A 20,782-nucleotide genomic window follows, 5' to 3' on the forward strand; every position below is an offset into this window, starting at 1 on the left:
GATGAATTTACTCATGTGCCCAGTCTGTCGCCAGCAGTTGAGCTTAAATGAAAGAACATGGCGATGTGAGAATCATCATAGTTACGATGTTGCCAAACAGGGCTATGTGAACCTGCATGTGGTTCAGCACAAGCACAGTAAAAATCCGGGAGATACGCCTGAGTCTGTGCAGGCACGTCGCGCATTTCTCAGTGCAGGTTATTATGCGCCTTTGCAACAGGCCGTCGTGGAAAAGATTCGCGAGTTGCGGATTGAAAACCTTTTAGATATTGGTTGTGGCGAAGGTTATTATACGAATGCCATGCGGGCCGAAGTGCTGCAATGCGTCGGGGTTGATATTGCCAAGAATGCGGTTCAGGTCGCAGCCAAACTGAATAAAGATATTACTTGGGTGGTGGGAACCGGGGCAACCTTGCCAGTACTGAATGAATCAATTGATCTCTGCACCAGCTTGTTTAGTCCGATTCCCAAACAGGAAATCCTACGAGTCCTAAAACCAAAATCTTATTTGATGGTGGTGACACCGGCACCGCAACATTTATACTCGATGCGTGAAGCTCTATTTGAAGAAGTGAAACCACATGAGCCGCAGAAGTTTGTTGAGCAGTTACAAGATGAATTTAATCTGGTTAGTGAGCAGGTGATTGACGCCCCAATGGTTTTACCACAGGCAGATTTAAAAAACCTGATTGCGATGACACCCTATGCTTATAAGGCCAAATCTGAACGTCGTTTAGCACTTGAACAGCAGGATCAGTTTGAATTACTGGCGCAATATCAGATTTACCTATTCCAGAAAAAATAAAAAATGCATATAAAAAAACCCTCAACTGAGGGCTTTTTTATATCAGTCAGATTACTGGACTTCTTCGATCAGATTTTCCAGTGAGTCTACCCGGTTTGGCTGAAGAGGCTGTTCTTGAGGTGCAGAACCTTCATCATCTGGTAAACGAATCGGTTGATCTGGTAAATCCTCAAAGTCAGTTTCTGTGCGTTTCGGGACGACCACAGGTGCTGGACGGTAAAGTGCTGTCGCCAGAGGCGGAGAAGACGGATCATTCTGCTGCTCATCAGCCTGAACCGCTTTGTTGCGATTCACTGGTGCCTTGGCATTCCGGTCTAAACGTACCCATGCTTCCGGCTGGCCTTTTAATGCCTTGCCCATAAAATCGGTCCAGATCGGTAGAGCTGCCACACCACCATATTCACGACGACCTAAGGTGGTCGGCTGGTCAAAGCCTACCCAGGTCACGGTGACCAGCTTGCCATTAAAGCCAGCAAACCAGGCATCTTTAGCATCGTTAGTGGTACCAGTCTTTCCGCCAATATCACTACGACCAATTCTTAATGCAGCACGACCGGTACCATGCTGAATCACATCACGCAAAATGTTGGCCATGTCATAGGCAGAGCTGGATTTTAAAATACGCTGTGCCTGACGATAATTACTGTCTTCGGCAGAGACTTTAGGTGCGGCCTGTTTTTGCTCTAAAGTTGTATTATTGATTGCAATTGCTTCGTCATCTGCGGTAATAGGATCAGTGGCTTGAACTGTTTCTTCTTTTTCATTAATACATGAAATGCAGGCATATTCAGGCTTGGCTTCAAAGATGGTATTGCCATAGGCATCTTCAATGCGGGTAATAAAATGCGGCTGAATTCGGTAACCGCCATTGGCAAAGGTGGCATAGCCAGTCGCCATCTGGATCGGGAGGACCTGTGGGGTGCCTAAGGCAATGGTATAGTTACGTGGAATCTGACTGTCCTGTAAACCAAAATCCATGAATAACTGACGTGTACGTTCAATCCCGACGGCCTGTAATAAGCGCACTGAAACTGTATTACGTGACAGATAAAGTGCACGACGTAGCGGGATCATGCCCAGATAACGGCCATCCGAATTACGTGGGGTCCATTTGCCAATGGTAATGGGTGCATCATTGACCATGGTATGCGGTGTCATGCCACGTTCTAAAGCCAGGGCATAAACAAAAGGTTTAATGGTTGAGCCCGGCTGACGCCAGCCTTGGGTTGCACGGTTAAATTTCGACTGATAAAAGTTATATCCCCCGACAATGGCTTCAATCGCACCATTATTTGGGTTGATGGCAATCAATTGTCCTTGCACATTGGGAATCTGCACCAATGACCAAGAGGTTTTATTTTCATTAGGTCTTAAACGAACAATGTCTTTGACTTTGACAATCTCGGACGCTTTGCTCGGTGCACCACCTACACTATTGACGTTACGAAAGCGACGTGCCCAGGACATACCTGACCAGGGAACAGTCACGCTGCTTCCGTCCTGCATGAGGGCTTCAAAACTGGAATTACCCACCTGAGTTACTTGCGCAGGATAAGTGTTGGCATAAGCACGGAACTTGTCGAGGGGTTGATCATGTGCTTCAGCACCACGCCAGCCATGTCGACGGTCATAAGCCTCTAGGCCTTCCTGTACCGCTTGCTCCGCATAGGCCTGACGTTCACTATGAATTGTAGTATAGACTTTATAACCAGAATCTACCGCCTGTTCACCAAAGTTTTGTACCAGTTCAGAACGTACCATTTCGCCGACATACGGGAATTTATTACGGGTACTCCGGTCAGGCATATCTAAATTTACCGGTTCAGCAATGGCTTGCTGATACTGGCTCTGGTTCAAATAGCCTAGTTGTAGCATACGACCCAAAATCCAGTTACGACGTTCCAAGGCACGCTTAGGATTGGCGACTGGATTGTATCGAGAAGGTGCTTTAGGCAGGCCAGAGATCATCGCCATTTGTGCAATTGAAAGCTCTTCTAAACTCTTGTTGTAGTAAATTTTAGCTGCTGCTGCGATGCCGTAAGCATTTTTCCCCAGGAAAATTTTATTGACATACAGGGTCAGAATGTCTTCTTTACTTAAGCTTTGCTCAATTTTACGGGCCAGAAAAATTTCAGTCAGTTTACGCTTCAGCGTCCGTTCAGGACTAAGGTAATAATTTTTTGCCACTTGCATGGTAATGGTCGAACCACCGGTCTGTACATCCGAGCCGGTCACCGTCTCACTGAGTGCGCGTCCCAAACTTTTAAAGCTGATTCCGCTATGCTCAAAAAAGCTGGAATCTTCCGCGGCGAGGAAAGCATGAATAAATTCGGGTGGAATTTGTTCATATTTCACGGGAACAGAAAGCTTGCCTCCATATTCGGCAATTAATTCATTATCTGAACTAAAAACTTGTAAAGGCTTTAATAAAGGTGCCTTTTTAAGCGTAGACATTTCAGGCAAAGATGGGGCAATATAGAGATACATGCCATAGAAACCCATCGGAATTGAGATCAGTATAATGATAATGATCAAAAAAAATGGATGAACAAGGCCTGAACAAGATAGCTTTTTCATAACAAGTAAGTTTTAATAAGAGCTAATGGCGAACTAATTACCGGTCAGTATATCCTGTCGATATCCATATTGTTAGATGAGTTATTGTATCTATATAAAATTATAGACTGGACCAATTGGTAAGTTAGATTGAATTGGGGACAAAAAAATAATAGGAATTATATTGTGCGCAGGTTATATCGTAAACCAAATAAGGGGTTAATAGGAGTCGATATTAGTTCGACTTCTGTTAAGGTTTTGGAACTTTCTGTAAAAAGTGGCCGTTACTGGGTAGAGAGCTATGCTTTGATTCCTTTATCGGAAAACAGTGTTGTTGAAAAAAACATCTTAAACCCAGAAGCTGTCGCTGATGCCCTTGGGCGTGCAATTAATTTGGGTAATACCCAGTCGAATCAGGCCGCTTTTGCGATTCCAACTTCAATGGTCATCACCAAAATCATTGAGATGGATGCAGACATGTCAGATGATGAACGTGAAGTTCAGATTCGTGAAGATGCGGAACAATATATTCCTTTTCCACTCGATGAAGCGAGTCTGGACTTTGAAGTTCTGCCAGACCGCCTTTCCAATCCGAACCGGGTCAATGTGCTGCTGGTCGCGACACGGATCGAAAATGTCGAAGCACGTTCTGAAGTTTTAGAGATTAGCAGTCTAACGCCTAAGATTGCAGATGTAGAAAGTTTTGCGCTGGAAAATGCCTTTAAGGTATTTTCGGACACTTTGCCGATGGGGGTCAATACGGTTGGTATCTTAGACATTGGTCATAGTATGACGACCTTGTCGGTGATGCAGAACAACAAGATTATTTATACTCGTGAGCAGGTGTTTGGCGGTAAGCAATTAACTCAGGAAATTCAGAATCGTTATGGATTATCCTTTGAAGAAGCTGGACGTGCTAAAAAAACCCGTGCCTTGCCTGATGATTATGATATTGAAGTCCTAGAACCCTTCTTGGATGCCGTGGTACAACAGGCAGCCCGTTCATTACAATTCTTCTTTTCATCTTCTCAGTTTAATGAGATTGACCATATTTTACTGGCCGGCGGGAATGCCAATATTCCAGGTCTGGCAAAATTATTACAACAAAAACTCGGTTACCGTGTCACGATCGCGAATCCATTTTTGCAAATGGGCTTTTCTCCTCAAATTGATATTAAAAAAATTGAAAATGACGCGTCATCACTCATGGTTGCATGCGGTTTGGCATTAAGGAGTTTTGATTAATGGCAAGAATTAACTTACTTCCTTGGCGTGATGAGCTAAGAATTAAAAGAAATAATGAATTTGTGGCAATCTGCGTGGGGGCGCTTTTCTTGGGATTAGCGGCAGCAGGTTCAACCTGGTTTTATTATGATCACAAACTTCAGGATCAGGAGCAGGCCAATCAGCTGATTCAAAGTACCAACCAGAATCTGGATGTGCAGTTAAAGGCGCTTGAAGGTTTGCAAGAGCAGCGTAATGCGATTGTTGAACGGATGAAACTGATTCAGGGTCTACAAACTCAGCGTCCGATTGCGGTACATTTGATTGATGAAATTGTACGGGTGACCCCAAGCAATATGTATATCACCAAATTCCAGCGTATCGGCGATAAGTTTACCATTGAAGGTCGGGCTGAGAGTCCAAATACAGTAGCAGAACTGCTCCGTAATCTGGAGGCTTCATCTTGGTATCGAAATGCCTTTATGAACGCTTTCCTGGTGGCTGAAGAAGCAAAAGAAAAGGCACCGAGCTCTATTATTCCACGTGTGGAAGAGTCCTATGGTAGTTTTACCGTGACGGTAGATCTGGATCAGATCGCTCAGCCAGTACTTAACGAAGAACAACAAGCAGTCGCTACAACTACGGGGGCATCATCATGAGTAATGAGGAATTCGATGAGTTCAGCCAGGATGTCGTCGCTGTACCCAAAAATAAAATGACTGTTGAAAAGTTTTTTCAGCAATTCAATACATTGGATCCAAACAATTATGGTAGTTGGCCTTTATCAGTCAAAATTACCTGCTGGATTTTTATTGTTGCACTGGCCTTTGCAGTGATTTACTTTGTCATGATCAGAAGTACAATTGAATCGATTTCACAAGCCAGTGCCCAGGAACAAAACCTGCTGAATGAATTCCGTGAAAAAGAATCCAAATTACGCAACTTACAACAATATCAAATCCAGCTTCAGGAAATGGAAGCTCGTTTTAACCAGCAGTTAGAACAGTTACCGAAAGAAACTGAGATTCCGGGTCTGGTTGAAGATATTAACCTGAGCGGTGTGAATTCAGGCCTGAAGTTTAAAAATATCCGTCTGGAACCTGAAATTAAACAAGAATTCTTTATTGAACAGCCGATTGCAATTGAAGCCACTGGGGATTATCACGCTTTTGGTTCTTTTGTCAGCAGTATTGCCGGCTTGTCGCGTATTGTCACACTGCATGATTTCACCATTACCGGTACTGAAAACAAAGAGAAAAAATCTGAAATTCCGGTCATTGATTATGTGGTGAAAGCCAAAACTTATCGTTATGTCGGTAATGCGGAAAGCGCTGCAGCTAATAGCACTACTCAGGGGGCGCAGTAATGAAGAACATTAAGATTACTTCGGCTTTAACACTTGGGTTTTTATTATTGGGATGCGATTCACGCATTGATGCTGTCAATCAGGAAATGGCCAATATTCGTAATCAGCCGCCTTTGCCGATTGAACCGGCTCCTGATTTTATGCCAGTTGAAACCTTCAGCTATGCAGCACATCAGATTAAAAGTCCTTTTTTACCAAGCTCTCTGGCGGCTGAACTGAAAATTATGGCGGGGAAACGGGTTTATCCAAACCTATCACGTCAACTGCAACCGCTAGAAAGTTATCCGCTCGAAACGTTGACCATGAAAGGCAGCATGCGCAATCAGGCAGGACAGATTCTGGCTTTAATCCAGACACCTGATGGTGAGGTTGAGCGGATTCAACGTGGTAGCTATATGGGACTTAATCATGGTCGTGTGGTTGGAATTACACCAACACAGATCGATTTGATTGAGATTATTCCAGATGGCCGTGAGGGATATGTGGAACGTCCGCGAAGTCTGGTTCTTATCGGGCCGGCGCCATAAGTTTTAAAGGAATAACAATGAATAAGAGTATTAAAGAATTTATTTTTGGGGATGTTAATACAATGAATCGTGTGTTTCGTCAGTTTTCAATGGGTGCTGTTGCGATTGCGGTGATGCAAGCGGCCAGTGCGCAGGTTTCAATGACCAATGTAGTACCCATGCAGCTTCCTGGACAAGGAACTGAGATTCGGGTGATGTTCAATGGTTTGCCACCACAACCACAAGCCTATCAATTAGAATCGCCGTCACGTTTGATTCTGGACTTTGACAAAGCACAACAGAATTTAAAACAAAGCAGTATTCCGGTGGCAACACGTGAAGCCAGTTCAGTGGATGTCACTTCGGATGCTCAGCGGGCACGTCTAACGGTAAATCTGACCGAGGCTGGAGCCTTTACGACTCGCGTGGAAGGCAATACCTTTATTCTTAAAATTAACTCGGCAACTCCTGTAGCCATAGCTCAACCTGTGCAGCAACAGTCAGCTCAGGGTATCAGTAATATTGGTTTCCAGCGCGGTGTGCAAGGTGAAGGCCAGGTCGTTATTGATCTATTAGGGAATAATACTCCTGTTGATGTACAGCAGCAGGGTACCAAAGTCATTGTACGCACTTTAGGGAGCAAGATTCCTGCACATTTGACCCGCCGTCTTAATGTGACAGATTTCGCGACTCCGGTATCGAGTGTGGATGCTGTGAATCAAAATGGCTCAGGCGTGATTACGATTCAGTCTGCGGAAAGTTATGAATATATGGCTTATCAGACTGATAACAAGCTAACCATCAGTTTGAAACGTCCGGAAGCCAAGAGCCCATTACGTCCTAAAACCGTCAATTATTCGGGTAAGAAAATCTCTTTGGATTTTCAGGATATCGAAGTCCGTCGTGTTCTACAGCTCTTAGCCGATTTCACCGATATCAATATGGTGGCTGCAGATAGTGTACAAGGCAATATTACTTTGCGCTTGAAAGAGGTACCTTGGGATCAGGCGCTGGATATTGTGCTGAAAACCAAAAATCTGGATAAACGGCGCAATGGCAATGTGATCTGGATCGCACCAGTTACAGAGCTGATAAAGGCTGAAGAGGAAGAAGCTAAGGCGATTAAGCAGAGTGTTGCACTTGCGCCTATCCAAACGGAATATATGCAGCTCAGTTATGCCAAAGCCGCTGATATTGAGAAACTGATTACGCAGAATAAAGGCGCATCTAGTTCAGGTAGTTCGAGTAACACTACAAATAATGATGAGAGAGAAAGCTTATTGAGTTCACGTGGCTCTGTGTCTATTGATGCACGAACCAATACTATTATTGTGAATGATACCCAGCCTTTTATTGATAAAATCCGTAATATGGTAGATCTGCTCGATGTACAGGTAAAGCAGGTAATGGTTGAAGCACGTATTGTGCGAGCTACCACGGACTTCACCAAAGAAATGGGAGTGAAGTGGGGGATTCTGTCTCAAGGAATTACCAACAATAATAATCTTCTGGTCGGTGGTAGTGACACGACGTTATGGGATCTTAGAGAGCCAGAACTAGATAGTGAAACAGGTCGCTGGACCTACGATATTCAAAGACCAGATAACTTAAATGTGGATTTGGGGGTAACCAGTTCAGGTGCCAGTCGTATTGCCTTTGGTTTGATCAGCCTTTCTGATTTTATGCTGGATCTTGAGCTTTCTGCACTTCAGGCAGATGGCTATGGTGAGGTGATTTCTACCCCTAAAGTACTGACTGCAGACAAGCAGAAAGCAACTGTTGCCTCTGGTTCTCAAATTCCGTATCAGTCAGCAGAGGGTGGTGGTGCGAATGCAGTATCTACTACGGAATTTATTGATGCTACGCTAAGTCTGGATGTCACACCAAGCATTACGCCAGATGGCAAAGTACAGATGGAACTCAATATTACCAGTGACTCACCGGGTAACCCGACACCGACTGGACAGCTCACTATTAACAAAAACCAGATCACTACCAATGTCTTGGTGGACAATGGCGAAACCGTGGTTCTAGGCGGTATTTTTGAGCAAGAAACCCGTAATGCACAAACTAAGGTACCTTTCCTGGGGGATATTCCTTATGTAGGACGTTTATTCCGTAAAGATTTAAAGTCGGATAATAAACGTGAGCTACTGATTTTCGTTACACCTCGAATTGTTAATGACAGTGTTTCAAGAAATCATTAATATATTTTGAATTTAACAAAACGAATAGGTGACTCCTTGCCAAGCAAAGAGTTTGAAACCCTGCCAAATATTTATTTGGTAGGGCCGATGGGGGCCGGTAAAACAACAGTAGGACGACATCTCGCAGAATTGTTAGGACGTGAATTTCTAGACAGTGATCATGAAATTGAACGTAAAACAGGCGCGACCATTCCCTGGATTTTTGAAAAAGAAGGGGAGCAGGGTTTCCGTGACCGTGAAACTGCTGTGATTAATGACCTTACCTCACGTCCCCATCTGGTCTTAGCCACCGGTGGTGGTGCCATTACTCAGACCTTAAATCGGGATTATCTGAAACAGCGCGGAATCGTTGTCTATCTCTATACGCCGGTTGAAATTCAACTGCAACGTACCTATCGCGATAAAAACCGTCCACTCCTTCAAGTCGAAAATCCGGAACAAAAGTTACGTGATTTATTGGCAGTCCGTGATCCCTTGTATCGGGAAGTGGCGCATCATATTATTGAGACCAATCAGGGTGCTGCGCGTGATCTGGCGCAGCGGATTCTCAATCTTATTACTTCTAAAAACTAAGTTCATTGAATAAAGTGGTTAATCAAGCATGCAAACCTTATATGTAGAACTCGGAGAACGTCGTTACCCTATTTTTATCGGGAGCGATCTGGATCCACAGGCCTTATTGGCTCCCTATATTCAGGGTAAGCAAGTGATGATTGTAAGCAATGCCACAGTTGCACCACTTTATTTGCAGCGTTATCAAACTGCAATTGAAGCTCTGGACAAACGTGTTGCGACCTGTATTTTGCCTGATGGTGAAAAATATAAGGATAGTCCGCATCTGAATCTGATTTTTGATGCACTGCTTGAAGCCGGTTTTAACAGGGACTGTACTGTGCTTGCGCTGGGTGGTGGTGTCATTGGAGATATGGCCGGGTTTGCTTCGGCCTGTTTCCAGCGCGGTGTATACTTTATCCAAGTACCGACGACTTTGCTGTCGCAAGTAGATTCAAGTGTTGGTGGAAAAACCGGGATTAATCACCCTCTGGGTAAAAATATGATTGGCGCTTTCCAGCAGCCGCAGGTGGTGCTGGCGGATATGTCGCAGCTTGTTACTTTGCCGGACCGCGAACTTTCAGCAGGTTTGGCTGAAGTGATTAAATATGCGCTGCTAGGCGATGAGTCATTTCTGGTCTGGCTTGAAGAAAAGATGGATGCTCTGGTCGCTCGTGATGAGAAATTATTGGCTGAAGCCGTTTATCGTTCCTGTGCGCATAAGGCACGGATCGTAGCCAATGATGAGAAGGAGCAAGGGGAACGTGCTTTACTCAATTTAGGTCATACCTTTGGTCATGCGATTGAATCCTACATGGGGTATGGTGTCTGGCTACATGGTGAGGCTGTTGCCACCGGTATGGTGATGGCTGCTGATCTGTCACAGCGTATGGGCTGGATTTCTCAAGAAGATTTAGAACGTACAAAAAAAATCATTTCTCGTGCCCAATTACCTACTGTTTGTCCTAAAATCCCTCTGGATGATTTTCTGGCCTATATGGCCCATGACAAAAAAGTCTTGAATGGACAATTACGTCTGGTGTTATTAAAGCAATTAGGCAAAACAGTGATTACCCGAGACTTTGATCTCGAGTTAATGAAACAGGCAATATTAGCCAATCAGGCATAGGTTTAGTTTTATGGCAGCATTACATACTCCTTGGCAAAAGATTCAGCATTATTTTTGGCTGGTCTGTGGTGTATGCTGCCTATTTGCTGCCTTAGTCTTTTGGGCGGTGACTGATTCAGATGATGTCGTCGAAATTGAAAAAAAGCCTGAAACTGAAGTTCAGTTGCAGATTCAACCAGAAAAAGTCGCCACAATGATCCATCTTGGTGCACTTTTTCAGGAAGTGAAACCACTGGACCTAAATACGCGTACCGTCGTGAATGCCAGTCATGAGCCGGAATTCCGTGGTACCAAATTTGTCAATGAAGCGAAAAACCAGCACGCCATTGAATTATTTCGTGTGACCAATGAAGCCATTTTAAAAAGTTTTCTTAAAAAACAGTCCGATCGTAAACCTTTTATTTATTTAAGAATCTCGGGTGAAAATCAGCCAGAACAATATGTATTGTTATATGGTCAATATAAGACGGCGGCGCAAGCCAATCAGGCTTTATCTACACTGAAGTTAAATTTACCGGCCTCAGTCAAGCCTGAAGTTGTAGCAATGCAGCAATATGTCAGTCTGGTCAATAATCTGGGTTCAGAGGAATTGGCCAGTAATCAAAAGCTTTACGAAATTCGTTTGAAAAATGTGCCTTTGCCGAAAGTAGATGAATCGGTACGACTTAGACAGCAGCAAACCCAAACTGAGTCCAAGCCGCGTAGCTCTGATGCGGCGACTACCAGTACCACAATTGTGCGCCGTGATTCATCGGGAAATGTAGTTGATGTGCAGAAATCTGAAAGTGCTGTAGAAGGTACACCTCAACCGCAAAATAACAATAATCGACCTGCTCAGGGCAGTAATCCGCGTCCTCAAAATAACGAGATTAGTGATCCATTTAATTAGTCCGGTCTAAAATAGCGCATCCAAAAAATTACAGAATTAAAAATGAGCGCTTTTGGTGCAAAAAATGCACATTAAAATTAACCCTTAGAGTGCTGTTCTGCGCTAAATCTTTGTCATCTGTATTGTTTTAATTTATGCGCTGTTTGTTGGCATGGAATTTGCTTTATTGGTGCATGAATTGAATTAATCTCCCTGTTTTAGCGCGAAAAATGATTCGATGACACCGTATGAATGTCATATTTATTCCAGATTTTTATGTTATTCATGAGCAGAATAAACTTTATTTGTTATGCATTTAGTCTAAAAAAGGACTAGTCTGAAGAAATAAAGAAAAATAGTTTTGCTCTACCAAGACGGTCTTCGAAAGTCCATTAGACGCCAGCGCAGAGAAAAATTTAGATTGTTTAATAGCCTGTTGAGGCTTAGTGAAAGAAGGGTACGCTATGCACATGCCATCGCCTAATAATGTAGCTCCCGCTCAAGGTTTATACCAACCGGATGAGTTTAAAGATAACTGTGGTTTCGGTTTGATTGCCCATATGCAGGGTGATGCTAGCCATGATCTCGTCAAGACCGCGATTCATAGTTTGAGTTGTATGACCCATCGTGGTGGTATTGCCGCGGATGGCAAAACCGGGGATGGTTGTGGTCTGCTCTTGGCGATGCCGAAAAAATTCTTCCGTGAAGAAGCCAAACGCTTAAGCGATACCACCTTAAGTGAAGTCTTTGCTGTAGGTTCGGTATTCCTGAATCTTGATCCAGCGCTTGCTGCTCATGCCAAACAGGTTTTAAACAAAGAGATTGAAGCTGAAGGTTTAATCGTTTTGGCTTGGCGTGTGATTCCGACCAATGTCGATGCATTGGGGGAAATTGCCCTGCAATCGATGCCGGCATTTGAACAGATTATTGTTAATTGTCCAATGGGTGTGACTGAGGTTGAATTTAACCGTAAGTTATTCCTAGCGCGTCGTCGTGCAGAGCAGTTATTAAGCAATGATACGTCTTTCTATGTCACTACTTTATGTTCAACGGTGATCAGCTATAAAGGCTTGATGATGCCAGAAGCGATTGCAGATTTTTATACAGATCTGGCAGACCCACGTCTGGAATCGCATATTGCGGTGTTCCATCAACGTTTCTCGACCAATACTTTACCGCGCTGGCCGTTGGCACAACCGTTCCGTTACCTGGCGCACAATGGTGAAATCAATACCATTACTGCGAACCGTAACTGGGCCATGGCACGTGTACCAAAATTTGAAAATCCATTATTGCCAGGTTTAACTGAACTGAATCCAATTGTGAACCGTACCGGTTCGGATTCTTCGAGCCTGGATAACATGCTGGAGATTCTGGTTGGTGGCGGCATGGATCTGTTCCGCGCACTCCGTATGCTGGTTCCGCCTGCCTGGCAGAATGTGGAAACTCTAGATGCTGACTTGCGTGCATTCTATGAATTTAACTCAAAGCATATGGAAGCCTGGGATGGCCCTGCGGGTCTGGTGATTCAGGATGGTCGCCATGCGATCTGTATGCTGGATCGTAACGGTCTGCGTCCTGCGCGTTGGGTCATCACCAAGAATGGTTATATCACGCTGGCTTCTGAAATTGGTGTCTGGGGTTATCAACCTGAAGATGTGATTTCTAAAGGCCGTGTCGGTCCTGGCCAAATGCTGGTCATTGATACGCAAACCGGTAAGGTGCTGGATACGCAAGATGTCAATAATCATCTGAAACGTATGCGTCCATATCGTGAATGGTTACGTGAAAATTCTGTGCGTTTGCAAGGCAGTCCAGAGCTGGAAGAATATTTATGTGATCAAGGCTTAAAAGGCGATGGCCTGAAAGCGGCACAAAAAATGTTCATGGTGACCTTTGAAGAGCGTGACCAGTTGTTGCGTCCGATTGCTGAAAGTGGTCAGGAAGCTGTAGGTTCAATGGGTGATGATACCCCAATGGCGGTATTGTCCCGTCAGGTGCGTCATGTGTCGGATTATTTCCGCCAGCAGTTTGCACAGGTGACCAACCCACCGATCGATCCGTTACGTGAATCGATTGTGATGTCACTGGAAACCTGTTTAGGTCGTGAACAAAATGTATTTGAACAGGGTCCTGAACATGCTGATCGTCTGATCATTTCCAGTCCTGTGCTGTCTAATTCGAAAATGCATCAGATCCGTACCCTGGGTCGTGCCGGTTATGAAATTGCAGATATCGACCTGAACTATGCTGAAACTGAAGGTCTACAAGCAGCGATTGCACGGATCTGTGAAGAATCTGCGCAAGCCATTCGTGATGGTAAAACCTTACTGGTGCTTTCAGACAAGAAAATCCGTGAAGGCTACTTGCCTGCCAATGCCTTCATGATCACCGGTGCGGTGCATCATCATCTGATCAATACCGGTCTGCGTACTGACGCTAACCTGATTATTGAAACCGGCTTTGCTCGTGATCCACATCAGTTTGCAGTTCTTCTAGGCTTTGGTGCAACTGCGATCTACCCGTACCTGGCTTATGACGTAATCAATGATCTGGTCGCTAAAGGCGAGTTATTGGGTGACCCAATCTATGCACAAAACAATTTCCGTAAGGGGATTGAGAAAGGCTTATTGAAAGTTCTTTCGAAAATGGGGATTTCTACGGTTGCCTCTTACCGTGGTGGTCAGTTGTTTGAAGCAGTGGGTTTATCTAATGAAGTGGTAGATAAATGCTTCATCGGTGTACCAAGCCGTATTCAGGGTGCTACTTTTGTCGATCTTGAAAATGACCAGAAACAGTTGGCGGATATTGCCTGGAAAAACCGTAAGCCAATCGATCAGGGCGGCTTGCTGAAATTTGTCTTTGGCAAGGAATATCATGCCTTTAACCCGGATGTGATCAACTCACTGCATAAAGCAGTACGTTCTGGGAACTACGCAGATTTTAAAGAATATGCAGAATTGGTGAACAACCGTCCGATCGCAACGATCCGTGACTTGTTCAAACTGAAAACAGACAACTCGATTCCAGTCGAACAAGTGGAATCTGTGGAAGAGATCCTGCCTCGCTTTGACTCTGCCGGTATGTCTTTGGGTGCACTGTCACCTGAAGCGCACGAAGCGATTGCGATTGCCATGAATACGATTGGTGGTCGTTCAAACTCGGGTGAGGGCGGTGAAGATCCAGCGCGTTACAGTACTATCCGTAACTCGAAAATCAAACAAATTGCATCGGGCCGTTTTGGTGTGACGCCTGCTTATTTAACATCAGCAGAAGTTCTCCAGATTAAAGTCGCGCAAGGTGCAAAACCAGGTGAAGGTGGTCAGTTGCCGGGTGGTAAAGTGAATGGTCTCATTGCCCGTTTACGTTACTCTGTGCCGGGCGTTACCCTGATTTCGCCACCTCCGCATCATGACATCTATTCAATTGAAGATTTATCACAGTTGATCTTTGATTTAAAACAGGTTAACCCACAGGCGATGGTGTCAGTTAAGCTGGTTTCTGAACCGGGTGTCGGTACGATTGCGGCGGGTGTAGCGAAAGCGTATGCCGATTTCATTACCATTTCTGGTTATGATGGCGGTACAGCGGCTTCTCCACTTTCTTCAATTCATCATGCAGGTTCACCGTGGGAACTGGGTCTTTCTGAAGCGCATCAGGCCCTTCGTGTCAATGACCTGCGTGGTAAAGTTCGCGTACAGACAGATGGCGGTTTAAAAACCGGTCTGGATGTCGTAAAAGCAGCAATTCTCGGTGCTGAAAGCTTCGGCTTTGGTTCAACCCCAATGATTGCCTTAGGTTGTAAATACTTGCGTATCTGCCACTTGAATAACTGTGCAACCGGTGTTGCGACTCAACAAGATCATTTACGTCAAGAGCATTATATTGGCGAGCCACAAATGCTGATCAACTTCTTCACCTTTATTGCTGAAGAAACCCGTGAATGGCTGGCAGCACTCGGTGTATCAAGTCTGAAAGACCTGATTGGCCGTACGGATCTGCTGGAAGTCTTGCCAGGTGAAACTGCAAAGCATGCACATCTTGATTTAAGTAAATTACTGGAATCACATCCTGCTGCAGAAGGTAAAGCACAGTACTGCGAAGTACAGGGAAATGCACCATTTGATAAAGGGATTCTGGCTGAAAAAATGGTGGATGAGATTCTGCCTGCCATCGAAGCCGGAACTGGCGGTGAGTATCACTTCTCGATTGGTAACTGTGATCGTTCGATTGGTGCGCGTTTATCTGGTGAAATTGCGAAACGCTATGGCAACCTGAGCATGGAAGCCCATCCGGTGAAAGTCCATCTAAATGGTACTGCGGGTCAGTCGCTGGGTGTATGGAATGCTGGTGGTCTGCATATCAGCTTGGAAGGTGATGCCAATGACTATGTCGGTAAAGGTATGGCCGGTGGACGACTCTCGATCTTCCCGCCAAAAGGCTCGCCATTCCAAACCCAAAATACCGCGATTATTGGGAATACCTGTCTGTATGGTGCGACTGGCGGTAAGTTATATGCCGCGGGTACAGCAGGCGAGCGTTTCGCGGTGCGTAACTCGGGTGCATTTGCCGTAATTGAAGGTGCAGGCGATCACTGCTGTGAATATATGACCGGCGGTATTGTTACGGTGCTGGGTAAAGTTGGGCATAACTTCGGTGCAGGTATGACTGGTGGTTTTGCTTATGTGCTTGATCTGGATAATGACTTCGTTGATCATTATAACCACGAGCTGATTGAGCTGAATCGCATTTCAACTGAAGCGATGGAAGAGCACAAAGCCTTCCTGGGTCGTATTCTGGATGAACATATTAAAGAAACCGGTAGTGCTTGGGCGTACAAGATCCGCCACGAGTTTGATTTCTACAGCCGCAAGTTCTGGTTGGTAAAACCAAAAGCAGCCAACTTGCAAACGCTGTTAAAAACAACTCAAGCTGATCCACAATAATTTCACGACGAACAGATATATCGGCAGATGTAAGGCAACTGTGAACTCCTTACATCTAGCCACGGAGAGAGACATGGCAGAACGCCTGAGTAATGACTTTCAATTTCTGGATGTCGCACGCCAAGATCCAGAGAAAAAAGAGCTTGATGTCCGCAAAGCAGAATTTGTGGAAATTTATAAACCGTTTACTGCGGAAATTGCCGCGAATCAGACCCATCGTTGTCTGGGTTGTGGTAACCCGTATTGCGAATGGAAATGTCCGGTACATAACTACATTCCGAACTGGTTAAAACTGGTGGCTGAAGGGCGTTTGTTTCAGGCAGCTGAACTGTGTCATCAGACCAATACCTTGCCGGAAGTCTGTGGTCGTGTTTGTCCGCAAGACCGTTTATGTGAAGGGGCCTGTACCCTGAACGACGGTTTTGGTGCAGTCACCATTGGCAATGCTGAAAAATATATCAATGATACCGCCTTTGCTTTGGGCTGGCGTCCAGATATGTCTAATGTGAAATGGACGGATAAAAAAGTTGCCATCATTGGTGCAGGTCCGGCAGGACTTGGCTGTGCGGATATTTTGGTACGTAACGGGGTAAAACCTGTGGTCTTTGACAAGCGTCCGGAAATTGGGGGGTTGCTGACTTTCGGTATTCCAGAATTTAAAATGGAAAAAGATGTGATGAAACGCCGCCGTGAAATTTTCACCGGTATGGGGGTAGAATTCCGTCTGAATACCGAAATTGGTACAGATGTGACTATTGACCAGTTACTGGCTGACTATGATGCCGTATTCATGGGTATGGGCACCTATACCTACATGAAAGGTGGCTTTGCCGGTGAAGATCTGGACGGTGTTTATGATGCACTGGATTTCCTGATTGCCAATGTTAACCGCACCCAAGGCTGGGAAAAAGATCCGGCTGAATACATCAGTATGCAAGGCAAAAAAGTCATTGTGCTAGGCGGTGGTGATACGGCGATGGACTGTAACCGGACTTCGATCCGTCAAGGTGCTGAGACAGTCACCTGTGCTTATCGTCGTGACGAAGAAAATATGCCGGGTTCACGTCGTGAAGTACAAAATGCACGTGAAGAAGGAGTGGAATTTCAGTTCAACCGTCAACCGATCGAAATCGTTGGTGAAAATGGCAAAGTCACCGGTGTGAAAGTAATTAGCACACAGTTGGGTGAGCCGGATATTCGTGGTCGCCGTAGCCCAGAGCCGATTCCGGGTTCAGAAGAAATTCTGCCAGCGGATGCAGTCCTGCTTGCTTTCGGTTTCCGTACCAGCCCTGCTGACTGGTTCACCGAGGTGGAAATTAATCTGGATGGTTCAGGTCGTGTCGTTGCTGCTGAGCAGCAGCAATATAAGTTCCAGACCTCAAATCCGAAAATCTTTGCCGGTGGTGATATGGTGCGTGGTTCTGATTTAGTGGTAACCGCAATTTGGGAAGGTCGTCAGGCCGCCGAAGGTATTCTGGATTATCTGGATGTCTAATCGTTAGCCATCAATAGATATCATTCAAGAAAACCCGCTACGGCGGGTTTTTTAATCTTTGATGAGTTGGAGTCCTAAAATGGAAAGCATTAAAAATATTATAAAAAGTAACAAAACTTTAGAAAATAGTGTTTAAAATCAAATTAATTATATAAATATTAATAAAGAATTGAGGACAAGATATCATGCATGTATTCAAACAATCTCTTATCGCCTTGATGCTGGCCAGTACCTTGACCCTGAGTGGTTGTGGTTATAACACCTTACAAGTCAAAGATGAAGCAGTCACTGCCGCCTGGTCGGAAGTACAAAACCAGTATCAGCGCCGTGCCGATCTGGTACCTAATCTGGTCAATGTAGTCAAAGGCTATGCCTCGCATGAAGAGCAGGTTTTAACGGAAGTGACCCAAGCACGTGCCAATGTTGCCGGTCTGAAAGTAGATCGTGAAGTGCTGGAAGATCCTGAATTATTCCAGCGTTATCAGGAAGCACAGGCGCAGATGACCAGTGCCTTGTCTCGTCTTTTGGCTGTGACTGAAAATTATCCAGATTTGAAAGCCAATCAGCAATTCCGTGATCTGCAAGTACAACTGGAAGGAACTGAAAACCGGATTGCAGTGGCACGTAACCGTTATATTACGACAGTACAGGACTTCAACTCTTATGCGCGTCAGTTCCCGCAAGTGATGACGGCAAAAGTGATTGGTATGGATACCAAACCGAACTTTAGCGCCGATCAAAGTGCACAGAAAGCTCCAACGGTTTCCTTTGAATAAGTACTGACCTGTAAATAAGTGAGAGATCAGATGCCTGAAATACTGCTGAAATATTGTGCTGGTTTGATTCTCATGTTGGGCATGGGAACGACAATGCTTGTTTCAGCAGAAACAGCCACGGCTACAGATGCTGAAGACGTCATTGTAGCCCGTGAAATCTTGCAGCCTAAAAATAATCAAAATACTCCAGCTCAAAATACAGAAACTGCAGCAGCATCACAGCCACAAATTGCTAATGACATGGCGGAAGGGCAGTTTCAGCGCGACTTACCAAGCCTGAATGAACCGGTCATTGATCAGGCAAATTTACTTAGTCCCGCTGAAAAACAGCAACTCAGTCAGCGCATTCTAAAACTTTATAAAGAAGGCAAAGGGCAAATAGGTGTAGTCATTGTTCCGACCACGGGACAAGAAGATATTTTTGATTACTCCATGCGCGTTGCTGAAGCCTGGCAGCTGGGTTCAGCCAAACGCGACAATGGTTTGTTGATGACCATTGCCATTAATGACCGCCGTATTCAAATCTTGACCGGTTATGGTCTGGAAGGGGTGCTGCCCGACATAGTGGCAGGGCGAATTATCAATGACAAAATTACGCCGTATTTTAAGCAAGGCCAATATGCTCAAGGGATTGATTCGGGACTGACTGAAATAGAACGGATTTTAAATCTTGATCCTGAAATTGCAGCTCAGGCAGCCGATGAACTGAAAGAACGTCAGGAACAGGCCTATCAGGCACAAAAAGCCAGTAAGGCGACCTTTAGTAGTGTGCTGTTTATTATTGTGGCTGGTGTGATTGCTTCGATGATTTTTGGCAAAAAGTTGAGTGCTGCGACTGCTGCAGTGGCTAGTACAGTAGCCGGATTAGTCAATGGTTTAGGCTTATTTGCCAGTCTGTTGATTGGAGTAGGGGTATTTTTTGTCTTGATCACTTCACTGGCACAACTGATCTTGCATGCCTTTGCTTCTGGTGCAGGCCGTGGCGGTAGTGGTCGTGGTGGTTTTGGGGGCGGCGGCTTCGGCGGTGGCGGTGGTGGATTTGGCGGGGGAGGAGCATCAGGCTCATGGTAACAACTACAGATACAACAGAAATTGTCACGCGGCCGAAGTTGGAAGAACATGCGCAGCCGAGTGTTAAACGCTGGTTAAAACATTTCTTTTATATGCCGGCAACCAAGCGTTTTTTTTCCAAGCAGGATCAACATGCGATTGCACTAGTGGTTGAAGAAGCCGAGCATGGGCATGTGGGCGAGATTCAGGTAGTGATTGAAGCCTGTCTGCCTTCACGATCTGCTTATTATCAAGATACGCTCTGCCGAGCTCGACAACTCTTTGCTGAGATAGGTGTTTGGGATACTGAATATAATAGTGGGGTATTACTCTATTTGAATCTGTGTGAGCACAAGGTGGAAATTGTGATTGACCGGGGAATTAAGAATGCGACGACCCAGCAGGTCTGGGATGAAATATGTCAAAGCATTATTCAAAATCTGGCTCAGCAGAGGTTTAAAGAAGGTGTCATTGAAGGTATAAAGCAGATAGGACAGGTTCTGGATCAGTACTATGATCGGAAAATAGTAGATTTAGAAAATGAATTAGGGAATAAACCTATAATATTGGGATGAATTATATAAATAATTATGAGTATGACAATAAATAAATTAACTCTTTAAAAGGCTACATAAAAAAATCGCATCTCTATTGATGCGATTTTTTTATTATAGAAATAATTAGTTCTTTACATAACCCTTATCTAAACATTCATCTGAATAATTCCAAATCACACGACCAGCCCCATCTAAACTACTTGTAAGAACACAAATATCAGCGGCTAAAATACCTTTAAAAGCGTTTGGAGTTGCAGTAATTACTACAGGTCCAGCTGGATCATCAGCTTGTGTAAGTTCAATTTCAGCTAATGCTTTTCCTGTTAAACCTGTTGGTAAGGTTTCACCGATTTCACCTTCTTCATCACATTTTGTAAAATCTTTTTCAATGCCATAACAAGTATCAATTGCAGTACGAATTGAAGACATAGCTACTGGAATTTCTGAATAGGCAGCCTTTTTGATATAATTTTGGTATGAGGGAATTGCGATTGCAGCAAGAATACCAATAATGGCAATTACAATCATTAATTCAATAAGGGTAAAACCTTTTTGAGCATTCATAACATTCTCCACAAATGTTTTAAAGAAATTGAAGTTTTTTTAAGATCACTAAAACACCCTGATAGGTCTCGAGACAATATATTTGAGAAGTTGCAATAAAGTATAGCTTCCATAAATAATGGCTGATCTTAATGTCCCTTCATTCAGGTAATAGATCTTTAAGCTATTGTCATTGATTGTC

16 protein-coding genes are annotated in these 20,782 nt (G+C 44.5%); 14 read left to right on the forward strand and 2 right to left on the reverse strand.

Going from position 1 to position 20,782, the window contains the following annotated elements; all coding sequences use genetic code 11:
- Position 1 precedes the first annotated feature (1 nt).
- Positions 2-805, forward strand: coding sequence for a putative RNA methyltransferase (locus NI468_RS05245; protein ID WP_253100552.1), 804 nt, complete (start codon positions 2-4; stop codon positions 803-805).
- A gap of 51 nt (positions 806-856) precedes the next feature.
- Here the strand turns inward: NI468_RS05245 and ponA are convergent, their stop codons facing one another.
- The gene (ponA, locus tag NI468_RS05250) at positions 857-3,382 is read right to left on the reverse strand and encodes a penicillin-binding protein PBP1a (RefSeq protein ID WP_253100431.1); all 2,526 of its coding nucleotides are present in this window, start codon (positions 3,380-3,382) and stop codon (positions 857-859) included.
- Between the two features lie 165 nt (positions 3,383-3,547).
- Between ponA and NI468_RS05255 the strand changes: the two genes are divergently transcribed.
- The 13 genes from NI468_RS05255 to NI468_RS05315 all read left to right on the forward strand — a co-directional run bounded on the left by NI468_RS05255 (position 3,548) and on the right by NI468_RS05315 (position 20,055).
- Complete coding sequence (locus tag NI468_RS05255; RefSeq protein ID WP_004644949.1) at positions 3,548-4,606, forward strand: pilus assembly protein PilM; 1,059 nt, start codon at positions 3,548-3,550, stop codon at positions 4,604-4,606.
- A complete protein-coding gene (locus NI468_RS05260; protein WP_004281141.1) occupies positions 4,606-5,244 on the forward strand; it encodes a PilN domain-containing protein in 639 nt (212 codons plus the stop codon). The genes NI468_RS05255 and NI468_RS05260 overlap by 1 nt, the downstream gene beginning before the upstream one ends.
- On the forward strand, positions 5,241-5,951 hold the full coding sequence (locus NI468_RS05265) for a type IV pilus inner membrane component PilO (RefSeq protein WP_044109013.1): 711 nt from the start codon (positions 5,241-5,243) through the stop codon (positions 5,949-5,951). Before NI468_RS05260 ends, NI468_RS05265 begins: the two co-directional genes overlap by 4 nt.
- Positions 5,951-6,478, forward strand: coding sequence for a pilus assembly protein PilP (locus NI468_RS05270; protein WP_005248368.1), 528 nt, complete (start codon positions 5,951-5,953; stop codon positions 6,476-6,478). Before NI468_RS05265 ends, NI468_RS05270 begins: the two co-directional genes overlap by 1 nt.
- A 17-nt stretch (positions 6,479-6,495) precedes the next feature.
- Positions 6,496-8,664 (forward strand): type IV pilus secretin PilQ, encoded by a 2,169-nt coding sequence (locus NI468_RS05275; RefSeq protein ID WP_222112336.1) that lies wholly within the window; start codon positions 6,496-6,498, stop codon positions 8,662-8,664.
- A 36-nt stretch (positions 8,665-8,700) separates the two neighbouring features.
- On the forward strand, positions 8,701-9,237 hold the full coding sequence (aroK, locus tag NI468_RS05280) for a shikimate kinase AroK (protein ID WP_005101380.1): 537 nt from the start codon (positions 8,701-8,703) through the stop codon (positions 9,235-9,237).
- A 28-nt stretch (positions 9,238-9,265) separates the two neighbouring features.
- A complete protein-coding gene (aroB, locus tag NI468_RS05285) occupies positions 9,266-10,345 on the forward strand; it encodes a 3-dehydroquinate synthase (protein ID WP_253100434.1) in 1,080 nt (359 codons plus the stop codon).
- Positions 10,346-10,355: 10 nt separating this feature from the next.
- Positions 10,356-11,234 (forward strand): hypothetical protein, encoded by an 879-nt coding sequence (locus NI468_RS05290; RefSeq protein ID WP_005263881.1) that lies wholly within the window; start codon positions 10,356-10,358, stop codon positions 11,232-11,234.
- A 449-nt stretch (positions 11,235-11,683) separates the two neighbouring features.
- Positions 11,684-16,159, forward strand: coding sequence for a glutamate synthase large subunit (gene gltB / locus NI468_RS05295; RefSeq protein WP_253100437.1), 4,476 nt, complete (start codon positions 11,684-11,686; stop codon positions 16,157-16,159).
- A gap of 73 nt (positions 16,160-16,232) precedes the next feature.
- Entirely contained in the window at positions 16,233-17,654 is a 1,422-nt protein-coding gene (locus tag NI468_RS05300; protein WP_253100440.1) for an FAD-dependent oxidoreductase, read from the forward strand.
- 185 nt (positions 17,655-17,839) lie between these two features.
- A complete protein-coding gene (locus tag NI468_RS05305) occupies positions 17,840-18,430 on the forward strand; it encodes a LemA family protein (RefSeq protein ID WP_253100443.1) in 591 nt (196 codons plus the stop codon).
- A gap of 30 nt (positions 18,431-18,460) precedes the next feature.
- On the forward strand, positions 18,461-19,501 hold the full coding sequence (locus NI468_RS05310) for a TPM domain-containing protein (RefSeq protein WP_253100446.1): 1,041 nt from the start codon (positions 18,461-18,463) through the stop codon (positions 19,499-19,501).
- On the forward strand, positions 19,495-20,055 hold the full coding sequence (locus NI468_RS05315) for a TPM domain-containing protein (RefSeq protein ID WP_253100449.1): 561 nt from the start codon (positions 19,495-19,497) through the stop codon (positions 20,053-20,055). The genes NI468_RS05310 and NI468_RS05315 overlap by 7 nt, the downstream gene beginning before the upstream one ends.
- A 105-nt stretch (positions 20,056-20,160) precedes the next feature.
- Here the strand turns inward: NI468_RS05315 and NI468_RS16325 are convergent, their stop codons facing one another.
- Positions 20,161-20,601, reverse strand: a complete 441-nt coding sequence (locus tag NI468_RS16325) for a pilin (RefSeq protein WP_338149770.1) — start codon at positions 20,599-20,601, stop codon at positions 20,161-20,163.
- Positions 20,602-20,782 lie beyond the last annotated feature (181 nt).

Origin of the sequence: Acinetobacter lwoffii, assembly GCF_024129355.1 — a bacterium.
Taxonomy (GTDB): Bacteria; Pseudomonadota; Gammaproteobacteria; order Pseudomonadales; family Moraxellaceae; genus Acinetobacter; species Acinetobacter lwoffii_I.